Genomic DNA, 16471 nt, shown 5'->3' on the forward strand with positions numbered 1-16471 from the left:
AGGCGTAGGCGATGGACAACAGGTTGATATTCCTGTACCACCTCTTTATCGTTTGAGCAATGGAGGGACGCAGAAGGATAGAAGAAGCGTGCGATTGGTTGTGCACGTCCAAGCAGTTAGGCTGATAAGTAGGCAAATCCGCTTATCATAAAGGCTGAGCTGTGATGGGGAAGCTCCTTATGGAGCGAAGTCTTTGATTCCCCGCTGCCAAGAAAAGCTTCTAGCGAGATAAAAGGTGCCTGTACCGCAAACCGACACAGGTAGGCGAGGAGAGAATCCTAAGGTGTGCGAGAGAACTCTGGTTAAGGAACTCGGCAAAATGACCCCGTAACTTCGGGAGAAGGGGTGCTTTCTTAACGGAAAGCCGCAGTGAATAGGCCCAAGCGACTGTTTAGCAAAAACACAGCTCTCTGCGAAGCCGTAAGGCGAAGTATAGGGGGTGACACCTGCCCGGTGCTGGAAGGTTAAGGAGAGGGGTTAGCGTAAGCGAAGCTCTGAACTGAAGCCCCAGTAAACGGCGGCCGTAACTATAACGGTCCTAAGGTAGCGAAATTCCTTGTCGGGTAAGTTCCGACCCGCACGAAAGGTGTAACGATTTGGGCACTGTCTCAACCAGAGACTCGGTGAAATTATAGTACCTGTGAAGATGCAGGTTACCCGCGACAGGACGGAAAGACCCCGTGGAGCTTTACTGTAGCCTGATATTGAATTTTGGTACAGTTTGTACAGGATAGGCGGGAGCCATTGAAACCGGAGCGCTAGCTTCGGTGGAGGCGCTGGTGGGATACCGCCCTGACTGTATTGAAATTCTAACCTACGGGTCTTATCGACCCGGGAGACAGTGTCAGGTGGGCAGTTTGACTGGGGCGGTCGCCTCCTAAAGTGTAACGGAGGCGCCCAAAGGTTCCCTCAGAATGGTTGGAAATCATTCGTAGAGTGCAAAGGCATAAGGGAGCTTGACTGCGAGACCTACAAGTCGAGCAGGGACGAAAGTCGGGCTTAGTGATCCGGTGGTTCCGCATGGAAGGGCCATCGCTCAACGGATAAAAGCTACCCCGGGGATAACAGGCTTATCTCCCCCAAGAGTCCACATCGACGGGGAGGTTTGGCACCTCGATGTCGGCTCATCGCATCCTGGGGCTGTAGTCGGTCCCAAGGGTTGGGCTGTTCGCCCATTAAAGCGGTACGCGAGCTGGGTTCAGAACGTCGTGAGACAGTTCGGTCCCTATCCGTCGTGGGCGTAGGAAATTTGAGAGGAGCTGTCCTTAGTACGAGAGGACCGGGATGGACGCACCGCTGGTGTACCAGTTGTTCTGCCAAGGGCATAGCTGGGTAGCTATGTGCGGAAGGGATAAGTGCTGAAAGCATCTAAGCATGAAGCCCCCCTCAAGATGAGATTTCCCATAGCGTAAGCTAGTAAGATCCCTGAAAGATGATCAGGTTGATAGGTTCGAGGTGGAAGCATGGTGACATGTGGAGCTGACGAATACTAATAGATCGAGGACTTAACCATATAATATGTAGCAATGTTATCTAGTTTTGAGAGAACATAAAAAACTTGTTGACTTTTAAAGTAAATAAGTTATAATAATGATTGTCTCAAAAGAATAATGTCTGGTAATGATGGCAGAGAGGTCACACCCGTTCCCATACCGAACACGGAAGTTAAGCTCTCTAGCGCCGATGGTAGTTGGGACCTTGTCCCTGTGAGAGTAGGACGTTGCCAGGCAATATTATTCCGCAGTAGCTCAGCGGTAGAGCTATCGGCTGTTAACCGATCGGTCGTAGGTTCGATTCCTACCTGCGGAGCCATTGGAGAGCTGTCCGAGTTGGCCGAAGGAGCACGATTGGAAATCGTGTATACGTCACAAGCGTATCAAGGGTTCGAATCCCTTGCTCTCCGCCATAGGATTTATAATATTTGGCCCGTTGGTCAAGTGGTTAAGACACCGCCCTTTCACGGCGGTAACACGGGTTCGAATCCCGTACGGGTCACCACTTTGGAGGATTAGCTCAGCTGGGAGAGCACCTGCCTTACAAGCAGGGGGTCGGCGGTTCGATCCCGTCATCCTCCACCATATGAAATTTATATAAATAGTATTATCGCGGGGTGGAGCAGCACGGTAGCTCGTCGGGCTCATAACCCGAAGGTCGCAGGTTCAAATCCTGTCCCCGCAACCAAATGGTCCCGTGGTGTAGTGGTTAACATGCCTGCCTGTCACGCAGGAGATCGCCGGTTCGACCCCGGTCGGGACCGCCATTTTAATAAGGCTCGGTAGCTCAGTCGGTAGAGCAGAGGACTGAAAATCCTCGTGTCGGCGGTTCGATTCCGTCCCGAGCCACCATTTATTTTAATAAAATACGCCGGCTTAGCTCAATTGGTAGAGCAACTGACTTGTAATCAGTAGGTTGGGGGTTCAAGTCCTCTAGCCGGCACCATGTAAGTTTCGGAGGGGTAGCGAAGTGGCTAAACGCGGCGGACTGTAAATCCGCTCCTTCGGGTTCGGCAGTTCGAATCTGCCCCCCTCCACCATTTACATAGGGGCATAGTTTAAAGGTAGAACTGAGGTCTCCAAAACCTCCAGTGTGGGTTCGATTCCTACTGCCCCTGCCAAATATATTTACACAACATGGCGGTTGTGGCGAAGTGGTTAACGCACCGGATTGTGGCTCCGGCATTCGTGGGTTCGATTCCCATCAGTCGCCCCATTTTTATTTTAAAAATTGCAAATAATCTAATGGATACTTACATATAATTAAGTAAGAATTCGATGGGCTATAGCCAAGCGGTAAGGCAACGGACTTTGACTCCGTCATGCGCTGGTTCGAATCCAGCTAGCCCAGCCATTTTTGCGGAAGTAGTTCAGTGGTAGAATACAACCTTGCCAAGGTTGGGGTCGCGGGTTCGAATCCCGTCTTCCGCTCCAATAAAATTTAATATGGCGGCATAGCCAAGTGGTAAGGCAGAGGTCTGCAAAACCTTTATCACCGGTTCAAATCCGGTTGCCGCCTTTTCTTTTGTGCCGATGTGGCGGAATTGGCAGACGCGCACGACTCAAAATCGTGTTCCTTCGGGAGTGTCGGTTCGACCCCGACCATCGGTATCATGAACGGCGTAAAAAAGCTCTATACAATTAGTATAGAGCTTTTTTGTTTTCTTTTCATGACATGACAAAATAAGCAGAAAAAGTATTGTATATACAATATTTCTTTCGAGTACTCTAGAGAGAATTTCTCCACCCCGGTGACATGAAGTTAAATCCGATACCACCAGTAGATATTAGTACATTATCAACGGTTAAGTTTGTAATCTCTAAAAACTTCTTTTCAAACCCTTCTCTGTTGTACTTATACATAGTTGAGTGGCACGCCCACATATGTGTTGAAGTACTTAACCAGTCCCCTAAATCTTTTAATTCAGGGAACGACTCAAATTGAATTGGTTCATCTAATTTCATGAATCTCACTTGATAGATAGTTGGGTTTAACTTTTCTTCTATCCCTTTAAGACTATGTGCTTTTTTCTCATTTGAATGTGTCATAATTCTCCCTCTCTCTTTTCTTCAAATTTTCCCCTATTTTTATTATACAGCAATAGAAAGTAATTATGGGAATATTATGGAAAAAGGTGTCAGCAATATAAAAAGACTCTAACAGAAATGTTAGAGTCTTTTTGTTAAATTATACTATGTGCTTCTAAAATTCGTAATAAACGTAGGAATTCATGTATAATATAACTTGTCGAAAGAACAAAATGATAGTGATTTATATTATGTCTGTAATATGAATCAAAAATGAACTTTTTATATTTCTTTTAAAAATGTGTTGAACACACATTATATTTCATATTAATATTTTTATGTAGATTTAAAACGGGAAAGAGAGTGGAAAGTATGGGCCGTAAATGGAACAATATTAAAGACAAAAAAGCATCAAAAGATGCAAATACAAGCCGTATATACGCGAAATTTGGGCGTGAAATTTATGTGGCAGCAAAACAAGGCGAGCCAGATCCAGAATCAAACCAAGCGCTAAGAGTTGTATTAGAGCGTGCGAAAACATACAATGTTCCAAGAACAATTATTGATCGTGCAGTTGAAAAAGCAAAAGGCGGTTCAGAAGAAAATTATGACGAGCTTCGTTATGAAGGATTCGGACCAAATGGAGCTATGGTTATTGTAGATACACTTACAAATAACGTAAACCGTACTGCAGCAGATGTACGAGCTGCATTTAGCAAAAACAGTGGTAATATGGGTGTGAACGGTTCTGTAGCTTACATGTTTGATGCGACAGCTGTTATCGGCCTTGAAGGTAAAACATCAGATGAAGTTCTTGAAATTTTAATGGAAGCAGATGTAGATGCACGTGACATTCTAGAAGAAGAAGATTCTGTTATCGTGTATGCTGAACCAGATCAATTCCATGCAGTACAATCTGCACTTAAAGGTGCTGGCGTTGAGGAGTTTACAGTTGCAGAATTAACAATGCTTGCACAAAGTGATGTAACACTTCCTGAAGATGCTCAAGCACAATTTGAGAAAATGGTTGATGCATTAGAAGATTTGGAAGATGTTCAACAAGTTTATCACAACGTAGACTTAGGAGAGTAATACGATAGATGACCCTTTTCGCTTAGCGGATAGGGTCTTTTTTTATGAAGTTAATTAAAGTGATGAAGTATTAAAGGTATTTTGTTGTAGGTAGTGAATATGATTATAGGGATATATAAAATATTCATTATCCCTAGGAGGCTTAATATGGAACATAAGACACCAAAGCATATAGTTGCTGTAGCAGGTTATTTAACAAATGAAAAAAATGAAGTGTTATTAACAAAAGTGCACTGGCGAGCTGATACGTGGGAGTTGCCAGGAGGACAGGTAGAAGAAGGCGAAGCGCTCGATCAAGCTGTCTGTAGGGAAATAAAAGAGGAAACAGGGTTAACGGTGAAGCCTATCGGAATTACAGGGGTTTATTATAATACCTCTATGCATATTCTAGCTGTTGTTTTTAAAGTAGCATATATAAGTGGTGAAATAAAAACTCAACCTGAAGAGATACAAGAGGCTAAATTTGTTGATTTAAATGAAGAGAACATAGATGAGTATATAACGCGTCCTCATATGAAATCCAGAACGCTTGATGCAATGAGAGCAACACATTTTATTCCGTATGAAACGTGGGAAGTACAGCCGTATAATTTAATAGGAAGATTGTAAAGAAAAGAGTAGCCGATTTGAGATACATTCGAATCACTACTCTTTTTTGTATACTGTTTAAGAAAAAGGTCAAAATAATAATAGCACTAGTATTGATTTGCAGAACGTTTGTTCTGTATAATAAATCTATATGTTATATACATTTAGATTACTAGATAGTCAAAAGTATATATATTTGTAGATGATATAATTAAAGTGTAAAGTGAAAATATAATAGTCTTAAGGGTTTCTCTTTTATTGGTTATTCGTGCTTTAACATAACCTATATTCAATATTTCAGATGAATAGTAGATAAAAAAATACTGTGATACAATACTTTTTTATCCCACTATTTGCTGGGCAGTAAGCCTGATTGATGAGGGCTCATTAAAGTTTCACTTTATACCTTACAATGATGTAAGGTACGTGTAAGAGAAATCGATGGGATATTTTTTTACAACAATGTATTCTTAAAGTAAGAGTTATATGCTGTGTGGAAAAGAGGTGTTCAAGATGAAAGAACGAGTATTATCTAGGGTGAACTATCATCAAAAAGTTGCATTAAATCCAATGACTAAACTTTTTTATAAAGCCATTATATTATTATTATTGTTAAGTTGTACGTTATTATTCATTGGAAATGTAATGATTGAGAAAAGTGATATTAGTAAATTACATGTACCGGCTAAGTTAGAGGTGCCAGAATCATTAACACATGCATTTATTGCGACAGAAGATAAAAGATTTTATCATCATAACGGTTTAGATTATATAGCAATTATTAGAGCCTCAGTTGAGAATATAAAGGCTGGTGGTGTCGTGCAAGGAGGAAGCACGATTACACAACAGCTATCTAAAAATGCTTTTTTAACAAATGAACGTACATTTTCTCGTAAGTGGAAAGAGATTTTTTATACGAAAAAAATTGAACGCACATTTACGAAGGATGAAATTTTAAAATTATATGTAAGTAATATTTATTATGGAGAAGGAGCGTGGGGAATTGAAAAAGCAGCAAACCTTTACTTCGGTAAAAAGGTGAACCAATTAACGTTGGCTGAAAGTGCAATGATGGCTGCTGTAGTAAAAGCACCTGCTTATTACTCACCTGCCCAAAACTATGATAAAGCAGTAGAGAGACGAAATGTCGTTTTGAGACTAATGGAGAAAGAAGGCTATATAAGCCATGATGAGTATGTTCAAGCAGTTAGTGAGAAATTAGTAATTCGTCATGATATAAAAATAGAGCAGTCGATGTTAAATAGCGCGCGTAAAAAAGCAGTAAGTTAAGAGAAGTTCCTACAGAGGAGCTTCTTTTTTTGAATAAATTGTGACAAATTGTGACACAATATCGTCACAATTATTGTGTTTTTGTAATTTATGTGAGCGTGTTCATTGCGTGACGTATATAAGTGTTGATATTATGTGTATTGTGTACAATGCTGTATACAGAATATGAATTTAAAGAGGAATGTATATGAAATCAAATAAACTCATGGCTCTTGGTATAGTTTTTTCTATCGCAGTATTGATTGTAATTGGAACAATTGCGTATAGCATCATAAATGACAAAAAAGATAAAGGGAATGAGATGTTTGCTTATTCTACGCAACAATCTTTAGGGAAAGATGATGCTCCAGTTAAGGTAGTTGAATTTGGAGACTTTAAATGTCCTGCTTGTCGTACTTGGGATGTAACAGTATTACCTCGATTAAAAGAAGAGTATATTGATAAAGGCAAAGTGCAGTTATATTTTATTAACTTCCCATTTATCGGAAAAGACTCGGATTTAGGTGCAGCAGCTGGTGAAGCAATTTATAAACAAGATAAAGATTCATTCTGGATTTTCTATGATGAGATTTATCAAAATCAAAAGAAAGATACGGAAGAATGGATTACAGAAGATTTGCTTCTTAGCATTGTGAAAGAGAAACTTCCAAAAGTTGATGTAGAGCAATTTAAGAAAGATTTACACAGTAAAGACATTAAAGAAAAAGTACGTAAAGATTCAGATCGTGCTCAAAAATTAAAAGTTCAAGGTGCTCCTTCTGTATATGTAAACGGAAATCTTGCAAACCCTGATTTCGATAGTATGAAGAAGGCAATTGATAAAGAATTGAAAAAGTGATGAGGTCTCTCATCACTTTTTCGACTTTTTTCGATAAAATTCTTGCCTCTACTTTTTTTACATGCTATACTACTTTACATAAGTTATTCTAATATCTTATATGTAATTCATATTTGCGGGTGTAGTTTAGTGGTAAAACAAGAGCCTTCCAAGCTCTGGTCGAGAGTTCGATTCTCTTCACCCGCTCCAAATTTTATTAAATGTTTTTCTATAAATTGTGATCAACGCAGTGTTTCGTTTCCGAGATAAACGAGGCATTGCGTTTTTTAATGTTTGAAAAACCTAATTACATGCGAAAATAGAAGTAAATAATAGTATTCCAAAAGTGAATTACTAACCAATAGAGTCGTTACATAAGGGATGGATTCATCTGAGGAGGCGATTAAGAGTGGATTTTGAACAATTAAAGCAAGATGTAATTGCGTATAGTAAAACAATTGGCATAGATAAAATAGGCTTTGCGAGTGCTTCTCCTTTTGAGGAATTAAAGCAGCGCTTAATCCAGCAACAACAATTAAATTATCAATCTGGATTTGAAGAGCCTGATATAGAGAAGAGAACGAATCCGCAACTGTTATTACCGGGTGCTAAATCAATTATTGCGATTGCTTTAGCATATCCTTCAAAATTAAAAAATGCACCATTAAGTAAGCGTGGAGAACGCCGTGGGATTTTTTGTCGTGCTTCTTGGGGACAAGATTATCATCTTGTTTTACGAGATCGTTTGCAAAAATTAGAAGCATATTTAATTGAAAAACTTCCGGATATAGAAGTGAAGTCCATGGTTGATACAGGTGAATTAAGTGATCGAGCTGTATCAGAGCGTGCAGGCATTGGATGGAGCGGTAAAAACTGCTCTATTATTACACCTGAATTTGGTTCGTACGTATACTTAGGGGAAATGATTACAAATGTTCCATTCCCGCCAGATAAGCCGATAGAAGATCAATGCGGGGGCTGTACGAAATGTATCGATATTTGTCCTACCGGTGCTTTAATACAGGGGGGACAGTTAGATTCGAAGAAGTGCATTGCGTTTTTAACACAGACGAAAGGATTCCTACCTGAAGAATATCGCGATAAAATAGGAAATCGTATATATGGATGTGATACGTGTCAGACTGTTTGCCCGAAAAACAAAGGAATGGATTTTCATAATCATCCTGAGATGGAGCCGGATCCTGAGCTAGTTAAACCATTATTAACGCCACTTTTAACAATTAGTAATCGTGATTTTAAAGAGAAATATGGGATTATGTCAGGGTCATGGAGAGGGAAAAAGCCACTGCAAAGAAATGCGATTTTAGCATTAGCACATTTTAAAGAAACATCGGCAATTCCTGATTTAATTGGTGTTATGAAAGATGACCCAAGACCAGTACTACGCGGAACGGCAGCATGGGCACTTGGGAAAATTGGCGGAGATGGAGTAGGCGAAGCGATTGAGAAAGCGATGGAACGTGAGAAAGATGAAGAAGTGCTTCATGAAATGAATCGCGGGCTTGAATTGTTAGCACAGAAAAAAGAGTAGATAATATTTCCCTTTTTCATATTGTAATATGGGAGGGAGACAGAATGGTTGTAAAAACGAAGATTGAAAACCAAGTACAACAATTTTTAGCATATATAACGGAGAAAAGAACGAATGTGGATGGTATTGCTGAGGATTTACTACAAATGGCACTGAGAAAGAAACAATTGTTTCAAAGACGTAGTGCACATATAGTGAAAGCAACTGCGGATGTTTCTTTCATTAGACAATTAAATAGTAATGACCATCAAGAAATTGATTATCAAATGCATTTTAAATATTTAATTAAGCATAAAGAATTATTTTATATTGAAGAGGAACAATTAAAACGAAGAGTTTGTTTAAATAATAGTCGGATTATAGGCGATTATGCTATTGAAGTGTCAGAAGAAATTAGAATGGGTGAGACATTAGAAAGGGAAATTACGAAAGAGAAGTACGGTTCTTATCAGTATAATCGTTTAGAGGCAGTGAAATATGCAGAGCGTTGGTGGGATGACCGAAATCCTATGTATCGTAATTTCCCTGATAATTGTACGAATTTCATTTCTCAATGTCTTCATACTGGAGAAGTACCTATGAGCGGATATCCTAATATTCGTAAAGGATGGTGGCAAAGGGAGAATCAGTGGAGCTGGAGCTGGGCTGTTGCACATTCTTTTTATTGGTATTTGTCAGGTGCTACAACAGGACTTCGAGCAGAGGCGGTAGAGAGGCCAGAAGAACTTATTCTTGGAGATGTCATTGCTTATGATTTCGAGGATGACGGAAGATGGAATCATACGACGATTGTAGTAGCAAAAGATGCAGATGGTATGCCGCTTGTAAATGCACATTCAGCGAATAGCCGTCGACGTTATTGGAACTATGAAGACTCTAGTAAATATACACCACAAATGAAATATAAATTCTTTCATATTATTAATGGGTAGAGATTTTTCGCTCAAGTGGTATAATACGTAGTAGACAAAAAACAGAGGTGAATATCGCGTGGGAGTACATGTTGTTTTATATCAGCCAGAAATTCCAGCAAATACAGGGAATATTGCTCGTACTTGTGCAGCAACTGGAACAGAATTACATTTGATTAGACCGCTTGGATTTTCAACGGATGATAAAATGTTAAAGCGTGCAGGATTAGATTATTGGCAGCACGTAAAAATTACGTACTATGATTCAATTGAAGAATTTTATGAAAAAAATAAAGACGGTGAATTCTTCTATTTAACAAAGTATGGCGAGAAAGCTCATACAGCGTTTGACTATAGCAAGCGCGAGAAGGATTACTATTTTGTATTTGGAAGAGAAACAAACGGCTTACCAGCTAATGTAATCGAAGAAAACTTTGATCATTGTTTACGTATTCCAATGACAGATAAAGTACGTTCATTAAATTTATCTAATACAGCAGCAATTTTAATTTATGAAGCGTTCCGTCAACAAAATTACCCTGGATTAGATTTAGAAATCGTTTATTAAAAGTCGCCATATGGCGACTTTTTTTTATAAAATAAAAATAATATATAATCATACATTTAAAAGAGGGGACATAATCATATAGAATGGGATATATGATTAAAAATAGATAAGACGGGTTGAGATAAATATGAAGGAAGAATATAGTAATCAAAATACCTTTTTAAGTATGATAGATATGGATTTAATTAGACAAGGATTATTACATGCTATTCAAGATTTAGTATTCATATTGAAAGTTATTGATAATGAAACGTTTCAATATATGTATGTGAATAAAATAGGAATGGATTATGCTAGGTTAAGCGAAGAGTGCTATGGAAAAACTTTTGCAGAAGTATTACCAAAAGATATAGCGGGGATATTGCAAAGGCAATATGCAAAAGTAGTGAGAGAAGCGAAAGCACACACCTTTTGTGATGTAGTCAATTTACCAAAAGGTGAGATACATTATGAATCTTCACTTAATCCTGTCTGCGACGAAGAAGGAATATGTCAATTTGTTATTTGTATTACAAGAGATATTACAGCTCAAATTGAGGAGAAGACAGAGATACAGGAAAAACAAATGTTATTTAAGTCGTTACTGGAATATAATAATGACTCAATTATATCTATAGATTCTATAGGGAGAGTTACATATGCAAATCCGGCAACGTATGAAATATTTGGATACCGGTATGAGGAATTAAATAATAAATTTATTTTTGAGTTCATTAATAAAGAATATGAAAAAGATTTTCAAATTATATTTAAGGGATCGATGCAAGGAAAAGCAAAACAAATTGTTTCAAAGAAATATGTTCATAAAGAAGGGTACGAGCTATATATTTCTTTGAGAACTATCCCGATTATTGTGAACGGTGAAATTGTTGGGATTTATATTGTTACGAGAGATGTTACAAGGCAAGTATTAAACGAAATGCGAACAGAATATTTAGCTTACTATGACCAGTTAACGGGATTAATGAATAGAATTTCATGTACAAATAAGTTAAATACTTTTTTAAATGAGAGTGTAAATTTTGCACTTGTATTTATAGATTTAGATGAGTTTCATCGTATTAATGATACATTTGGTCATAAAGAGGGAGATAAAGTATTACAAAAAGTTACAGAATGTTTAAGTAATCTAAAAATAGAAGATATGCACTTATTTAGAGAACACGATGATCAATTTGTTATGTTGATAGAAAATATAACGAAAGAATATGTAGAGGAAGTTGCAAAAAGCATATTAAAAAACATTAGTGAATATTTTGTAATCGAAGAAGAAGATGTATATTTAAGCGCGTCAATTGGAATTGTAATGGCTCCAGCAGATGGAGAAGATGAAAAAATACTATTTCAGAGAGTCGATGCTGCTTTAGAAAAAGCAAAAGAAAAAGGAAAAGGACATTATCATTTTTATTGTAGTGGATTAGACTGTGAGCGTGAACAAAGGTTTATAATAGAAAATCAATTACATCGTGCTATAGAAAAAAATGAATTTTTCTTATATTATCAGCCACAAATTAATATTGAAACGAAAAAAATAGCTAGTATGGAAGCTTTAATAAGGTGGGAGAATAAGGAATTAGGATTTGTTTCTCCAAACCAATTTATTCCGTTGGCAGAAAGAACAGGATTTATTATTAAGCTGGATGAATGGGTAGTAAATCAAGTGTGTCAGCAATTGCGCGAATGGTTAAATAAAGGGTATGATGTGGTCCCAATTGCAGTTAATATTTCAGCTAGACACTTTCGTTCTATTACATTAATAGAGATGATTACACGGGCTTTAAATAAGTACAATGTACCAACTCATTTATTAGCGATAGAGGTTACAGAAGGAGCTCTTATACATAAAGATATATCGAAGAGAGTGTTACTACAATTAAAAGAGCAAAATTTAAAGATTCATTTAGATGATTTTGGAACAGGCTATTCATCTTTAAGTTATTTAAAAACATATCCAATTGATACTTTAAAAATTGATCGTTCTTTTATGGAAGGTATACATATAGATGAACGTGATACGAATATTACAGCTGCAATTATTCATTTAGCTCATACTTTAGAATTAAATGTAATTGCAGAAGGAGTAGAAAAAAAGGAGCAAATACAGTTTTTGAAAGAAAAGAATGTGAAGCTTGTACAAGGTTATTATTATAGCCGACCACTATCCAAATATGATATGGAAAATATGTATTATAAATAAAAAAAATGATGTGCTAAAAGCACATCATTTTTTATGTGTACCTGGTTTGTCATTGTAACCGGATGTAAAAATAGCTGTAAGAAATGTGAGTGATACACCTAAAATTAATAATAATTTCATACTAATATCCTCCTTACTTTTTTCGGTTCATGAGTTTTATTTATTACCCAAAATGTATGTAAGGTTCTTAGAAGAAAAGAATTTATTTATAATGAATAGCAGTGTAAAAACGTTAATACCTATATTATACAGAATTTTCTTTGAATTTTGGAGAGAATTTTAGTGTGCTATTATATATTTCGTTTTGATTTAAAGAATGTTTAAGGACATCCTAGCATACCTTTTATAATAATCCGATTGAACAAGGAGATGGGGGAGGAGCTATAATGGATATTCTAAAAAAGATTGAACAGCATCGAGCAGCAGAAGAACGTTTACAATGGGAAGGTACGTTTGCGGAGTATTTGGAGCTTGTGAAAGAAAGACCATGGGTGGCTCAAACAGCACACTCTCGCATTTACAATATGATAAAAGATGCTGGAATTGAAGAAGTTGATGGTAGAAGAAAGTATAACTTCTTTAGTAATCAGCTCTTTGGATTAGAGGATGCTCTAGAACGTCTTGTAGAGGAATATTTTCATCCATCTGCAAAACGATTAGATGTTAGAAAAAGAATTTTATTATTAATGGGTCCTGTTAGTGGAGGGAAATCAACGTTAGTTACAATGTTGAAACGAGGATTAGAAACATATTCAAGAACAGATCGCGGAGCAATTTTTGCGATTAAAGGATGCCCAATGCACGAGGATCCACTGCATTTAATTCCACATCATTTACGAGATGATTTCTTTGATGAGTATGGGGTTAGAATTGAAGGGAATTTATCACCACTAAATGTCATGCGTTTAGAGCAAGAATACGGATCAAGAATTGAGGATGTAGTTGTAGAGCGTATTTTCTTCTCTGAAGATCGTCGTACAGGGATTGGTACATTTAGCCCGTCTGATCCAAAATCACAGGATATTGCAGATTTAACAGGTAGTCTGGACTTTTCTACGATTGCAGAATATGGTTCAGAATCAGATCCGCGTGCGTATCGATTTGATGGAGAATTAAATAAGGCAAACCGAGGAATGATGGAGTTCCAAGAGATGTTAAAATGCGATGAGAAGTTTTTATGGCACTTATTATCACTTACGCAAGAAGGGAATTTCAAAGCGGGAAGATTTGCGCTTATTTCAGCAGATGAATTAATTGTAGCGCATACGAATGAAACAGAGTATCGCTCATTTATAGCAAATAAGAAAAATGAAGCATTGCACTCAAGAATTATTGTAATGCCAGTTCCTTATAATTTACGAGTAAGTGAAGAAGAACATATTTATGAAAAAATGATTCGTGAAAGTGATGTATCGAATGTTCACATTGCACCACACACACTTCGCGTTGCAGCAATGTTCACCATTTTAACTCGTTTAAAAGATCCGAAGCGTCCGGATATTGATTTAATTAAAAAGATGCGTTTGTATGATGGGGAAACGGTAGAAGGTTATAATGCGATTGATGTAGAAGAATTACAACGCGAATATCAAGATGAAGGTATGAAGGGTATTGATCCTCGTTATGTCATTAACCGAATTTCGTCTACAATCATTCGAAAAGAGGTACCATCTATTAACGCGTTAGATGTACTTAGATCTTTAAAAGATGGGCTAGATCAGCATCCATCCATTAGTAATGAAGACCGTGAACGTTACATGAACTTCATCTCATTAGCGAGAAAAGAATACGATGAAATCGCGAAGAAAGAAGTACAAAAAGCGTTTGTTTATTCATATGAAGAATCAGCTAAGACGCTTATGGATAATTACTTAGATAACGTTGAGGCGTACTGCAATAAATCGAAATTACGTGATCCGTTAACAGGAGAAGAAATGAGTCCAGATGAAAAATTAATGCGCTCAATTGAAGAGCAAATTGGAATTTCAGAAAATGCTAAGAAAGCGTTCCGTGAAGAGATTTTAATTCGCATTTCTGCTTATGCCCGTAAAGGAAAACGCTTTGATTATAATTCACATGAACGTCTTCGTGAAGCGATTCAGAAAAAACTATTTGCTGATTTAAAAGATATAGTGAAAATTACAACATCAACGAAAACGCCGGACGAAAATCAGCTTAAGAAAATCAATGATGTTGTTGCGCGTTTAATTGATGAGCATGGCTATAATTCTTCTTCGGCAAATGAATTACTACGCTATGTAGGTAGCTTGTTAAACAGATAGTTTGATAACAAAACGCTGTCTCTTGTATTTTGCGGGACAGCGTTTTATTATCCGTTCATATGTGTATAAAGTGTCATACCTTGTCCAAATATAATAAATTAAGATGCAATTTTATGAATTTATTGTCAATTATTTTTACAATATGCATATGATAGAGTAACCAACCATTCATACGAAAAAAGCCAACACAATACAATATGTTGCAAAGTAAAAATGTGTGCAACAATGCATTGTGTTTCTTTCTTATCAGTGGCTGAATATTTCTTTCTATTATGTGAGTGGAAAAATTTTGTTTAGGATGCTCGGGGTATTGTATGAAAAACGTTATAAATGTTTATGGGATGATTTTCTGTGGGCAGTTACCTTTCAAACATTCTAGCTTGCACATTACAGAACAAAATTTATAGATTGCTGTTCATACAGGAAGACAATTACAGTAAGGAGGGAAAGGAATGGGCGAAGAAAATCAACCAAATTATACGATTTCACAGGAAAACTGGTCCCTCCATCGCAAAGGATATGACGACCAACAGCGCCATCAAGAAAAAGTACAAGAGGCAATTAAGAATAATTTACCCGATCTTGTAACAGAAGAAAGTATAGTTATGTCTAATGGCAAGGATGTTGTAAAAATACCAATTCGTTCTCTAGATGAATATAAGATTAGATACAATTATGATAAAAATAAACATGTTGGGCAAGGAAACGGTGACAGCAAAGTTGGTGATGTCGTTGCGAGAGATGGATCAGGTGGTCAAAAACAAAAAGGGCCAGGAAAAGGGCAAGGAGCAGGAGATGCAGCTGGGGAAGATTACTATGAAGCTGAAGTCTCTATTTTAGAATTAGAGCAAGCGTTTTTCAGAGAGTTAGAACTGCCTAATTTAAAGAGAAAAGAAATGGATGAAAACCGGATTGAACATGTTGAATTTAATGACATTAGAAAAACAGGATTATGGGGAAATATCGATAAGAAAAGAACAATGATATCCGCATATAAACGAAATGCAATGAGTGGTAAAGCATCTTTTCATCCAATTCACCAAGAAGACTTAAAGTTCCGCACTTGGAATGAAGTATTAAAGCCAGATTCAAAAGCTGTTGTATTAGCGATGATGGATACGAGTGGATCGATGGGAATATGGGAGAAATATATGGCACGTAGCTTCTTTTTCTGGATGACAAGATTTTTACGCACAAAGTATGAAACAGTAGATATTGAATTTATTGCCCATCATACGGAGGCAAAAGTAGTTCCAGAGGAAGAGTTTTTCTCAAAAGGAGAAAGTGGCGGAACGATTTGTTCTTCTGTATACAAAAAAGCACTCGAACTTATCGATAATAAATATTCACCAGACCGCTATAATATTTATCCATTCCATTTTTCAGATGGTGATAATTTAACATCAGATAATGCTAGATGTGTAAAACTTGTTGAAGAGCTAATGAAGAAGTGTAATATGTTTGGGTATGGGGAAGTGAATCAGTACAACCGCCATAGTACACTCATGTCAGCCTATAAAAATATTAAAGATGAAAACTTTAGATACTATATTTTAAAGCAAAAAGCAGACGTATTTCATGCGATGAAAAGCTTTTTTAGAGAAGAATCAGGTGAGAAAATGGCATAACCTCTTTTAAAGAGGTTCTTTTTTT

Annotated in this window: 11 protein-coding genes, 16 tRNA genes and 2 rRNA genes (1 of these 29 running past the window's edge); 28 read left to right on the forward strand and 1 reads right to left on the reverse strand. The window is 37.1% G+C overall.

Features of this window, described 5'->3' with window-relative positions; genetic code table 11:
* The 17 genes from DN407_RS02715 to DN407_RS02795 form a co-directional block, all read left to right on the forward strand.
* A 23S ribosomal RNA gene (locus DN407_RS02715) occupies positions 1 to 1513 on the forward strand (it extends 1409 nt beyond the left edge of the window).
* A gap of 100 nt (positions 1514 to 1613) precedes the next feature.
* Positions 1614 to 1729 (forward strand): 5S ribosomal RNA (gene rrf / locus DN407_RS02720).
* 8 nt (positions 1730 to 1737) lie between these two features.
* Positions 1738 to 1812, forward strand: a tRNA-Asn gene (locus tag DN407_RS02725).
* Between the two features lie 2 nt (positions 1813 to 1814).
* Positions 1815 to 1906: transfer RNA gene (locus tag DN407_RS02730), tRNA-Ser, on the forward strand.
* 17 nt (positions 1907 to 1923) lie between these two features.
* Positions 1924 to 1998: transfer RNA gene (locus DN407_RS02735), tRNA-Glu, on the forward strand.
* A gap of 4 nt (positions 1999 to 2002) precedes the next feature.
* Positions 2003 to 2078: transfer RNA gene (locus tag DN407_RS02740), tRNA-Val, on the forward strand.
* A gap of 26 nt (positions 2079 to 2104) precedes the next feature.
* A tRNA-Met gene (locus tag DN407_RS02745) sits at positions 2105 to 2181 on the forward strand.
* 3 nt (positions 2182 to 2184) lie between these two features.
* Positions 2185 to 2260 (forward strand) — tRNA-Asp (locus DN407_RS02750).
* A gap of 9 nt (positions 2261 to 2269) precedes the next feature.
* Positions 2270 to 2345 (forward strand) — tRNA-Phe (locus DN407_RS02755).
* An 18-nt stretch (positions 2346 to 2363) separates the two neighbouring features.
* Positions 2364 to 2439 (forward strand) — tRNA-Thr (locus DN407_RS02760).
* A gap of 10 nt (positions 2440 to 2449) precedes the next feature.
* A tRNA-Tyr gene (locus tag DN407_RS02765) sits at positions 2450 to 2533 on the forward strand.
* A gap of 7 nt (positions 2534 to 2540) precedes the next feature.
* Positions 2541 to 2614: transfer RNA gene (locus DN407_RS02770), tRNA-Trp, on the forward strand.
* Positions 2615 to 2633: 19 nt separating this feature from the next.
* Positions 2634 to 2709: transfer RNA gene (locus DN407_RS02775), tRNA-His, on the forward strand.
* Between the two features lie 63 nt (positions 2710 to 2772).
* Positions 2773 to 2847 (forward strand) — tRNA-Gln (locus DN407_RS02780).
* A gap of 5 nt (positions 2848 to 2852) precedes the next feature.
* Positions 2853 to 2927 (forward strand) — tRNA-Gly (locus tag DN407_RS02785).
* Positions 2928 to 2941: 14 nt separating this feature from the next.
* Positions 2942 to 3012 (forward strand) — tRNA-Cys (locus DN407_RS02790).
* A gap of 10 nt (positions 3013 to 3022) precedes the next feature.
* Positions 3023 to 3104: transfer RNA gene (locus tag DN407_RS02795), tRNA-Leu, on the forward strand.
* 117 nt (positions 3105 to 3221) lie between these two features.
* On the opposite strand, the gene DN407_RS02800 is transcribed toward DN407_RS02795, so the two are convergent.
* Entirely contained in the window at positions 3222 to 3542 is a 321-nt protein-coding gene (locus DN407_RS02800; RefSeq protein WP_097797252.1) for a DUF3884 family protein, read from the reverse strand.
* Positions 3543 to 3893: 351 nt separating this feature from the next.
* Between DN407_RS02800 and DN407_RS02805 the strand changes: the two genes are divergently transcribed.
* From DN407_RS02805 to yhbH, 11 genes are all read left to right on the forward strand, one after another.
* A complete protein-coding gene (locus DN407_RS02805) occupies positions 3894 to 4613 on the forward strand; it encodes a YebC/PmpR family DNA-binding transcriptional regulator (RefSeq protein WP_000532952.1) in 720 nt (239 codons plus the stop codon).
* Between the two features lie 147 nt (positions 4614 to 4760).
* Positions 4761 to 5222: an NUDIX hydrolase gene (locus DN407_RS02810; protein ID WP_000400456.1), complete on the forward strand. Its 462-nt coding sequence runs from the start codon at positions 4761 to 4763 to the stop codon at positions 5220 to 5222.
* A 492-nt stretch (positions 5223 to 5714) separates the two neighbouring features.
* Positions 5715 to 6491, forward strand: a complete 777-nt coding sequence (locus tag DN407_RS02815) for a transglycosylase domain-containing protein (RefSeq protein WP_000664715.1) — start codon at positions 5715 to 5717, stop codon at positions 6489 to 6491.
* A gap of 187 nt (positions 6492 to 6678) precedes the next feature.
* Positions 6679 to 7329 (forward strand): DsbA family protein, encoded by a 651-nt coding sequence (locus DN407_RS02820; RefSeq protein WP_000841306.1) that lies wholly within the window; start codon positions 6679 to 6681, stop codon positions 7327 to 7329.
* Between the two features lie 115 nt (positions 7330 to 7444).
* Positions 7445 to 7518 (forward strand) — tRNA-Gly (locus DN407_RS02825).
* 199 nt (positions 7519 to 7717) lie between these two features.
* Positions 7718 to 8860, forward strand: coding sequence for a tRNA epoxyqueuosine(34) reductase QueG (queG, locus tag DN407_RS02830; protein WP_000345216.1), 1143 nt, complete (start codon positions 7718 to 7720; stop codon positions 8858 to 8860).
* Positions 8861 to 8904: 44 nt separating this feature from the next.
* Positions 8905 to 9792, forward strand: coding sequence for an amidase domain-containing protein (locus DN407_RS02835; protein WP_098568307.1), 888 nt, complete (start codon positions 8905 to 8907; stop codon positions 9790 to 9792).
* A 58-nt stretch (positions 9793 to 9850) separates the two neighbouring features.
* Positions 9851 to 10339, forward strand: a complete 489-nt coding sequence (trmL, locus tag DN407_RS02840) for a tRNA (uridine(34)/cytosine(34)/5-carboxymethylaminomethyluridine(34)-2'-O)-methyltransferase TrmL (protein WP_000538147.1) — start codon at positions 9851 to 9853, stop codon at positions 10337 to 10339.
* Between the two features lie 127 nt (positions 10340 to 10466).
* Entirely contained in the window at positions 10467 to 12536 is a 2070-nt protein-coding gene (locus DN407_RS02845; RefSeq protein ID WP_087964816.1) for a sensor domain-containing protein, read from the forward strand.
* 386 nt (positions 12537 to 12922) lie between these two features.
* Complete coding sequence (locus DN407_RS02850) at positions 12923 to 14818, forward strand: PrkA family serine protein kinase (RefSeq protein ID WP_000353273.1); 1896 nt, start codon at positions 12923 to 12925, stop codon at positions 14816 to 14818.
* A 452-nt stretch (positions 14819 to 15270) separates the two neighbouring features.
* Positions 15271 to 16446 carry a sporulation protein YhbH gene (yhbH, locus tag DN407_RS02855; protein WP_000503518.1) on the forward strand — a complete coding sequence of 392 codons (1176 nt, stop codon included), beginning with the start codon at positions 15271 to 15273 and terminating at the stop codon, positions 16444 to 16446.
* The last annotated feature ends 25 nt before the right edge of the window (positions 16447 to 16471 follow it).

The organism is Bacillus sp. JAS24-2 (assembly GCF_008274905.1).
GTDB lineage: Bacteria > Bacillota > Bacilli > Bacillales > Bacillaceae_G > Bacillus_A > Bacillus_A cereus.

Coding starts and splice junctions, on each gene's coding strand:
- DN407_RS02850 (WP_000353273.1), top strand. CDS start 12,923: ATGGATATTCTAAAAAAGATTGAACAGCATCGAGCAGCAGAAGAACGT.
- DN407_RS02835 (WP_098568307.1), top strand. CDS start 8,905: ATGGTTGTAAAAACGAAGATTGAAAACCAAGTACAACAATTTTTAGCA.
- DN407_RS02820 (WP_000841306.1), top strand. CDS start 6,679: ATGAAATCAAATAAACTCATGGCTCTTGGTATAGTTTTTTCTATCGCA.
- yhbH (WP_000503518.1), top strand. CDS start 15,271: ATGGGCGAAGAAAATCAACCAAATTATACGATTTCACAGGAAAACTGG.
- DN407_RS02845 (WP_087964816.1), top strand. CDS start 10,467: ATGAAGGAAGAATATAGTAATCAAAATACCTTTTTAAGTATGATAGAT.
- DN407_RS02810 (WP_000400456.1), top strand. CDS start 4,761: ATGGAACATAAGACACCAAAGCATATAGTTGCTGTAGCAGGTTATTTA.
- DN407_RS02805 (WP_000532952.1), top strand. CDS start 3,894: ATGGGCCGTAAATGGAACAATATTAAAGACAAAAAAGCATCAAAAGAT.
- DN407_RS02815 (WP_000664715.1), top strand. CDS start 5,715: ATGAAAGAACGAGTATTATCTAGGGTGAACTATCATCAAAAAGTTGCA.
- DN407_RS02800 (WP_097797252.1), bottom strand. CDS start 3,542: ATGACACATTCAAATGAGAAAAAAGCACATAGTCTTAAAGGGATAGAA.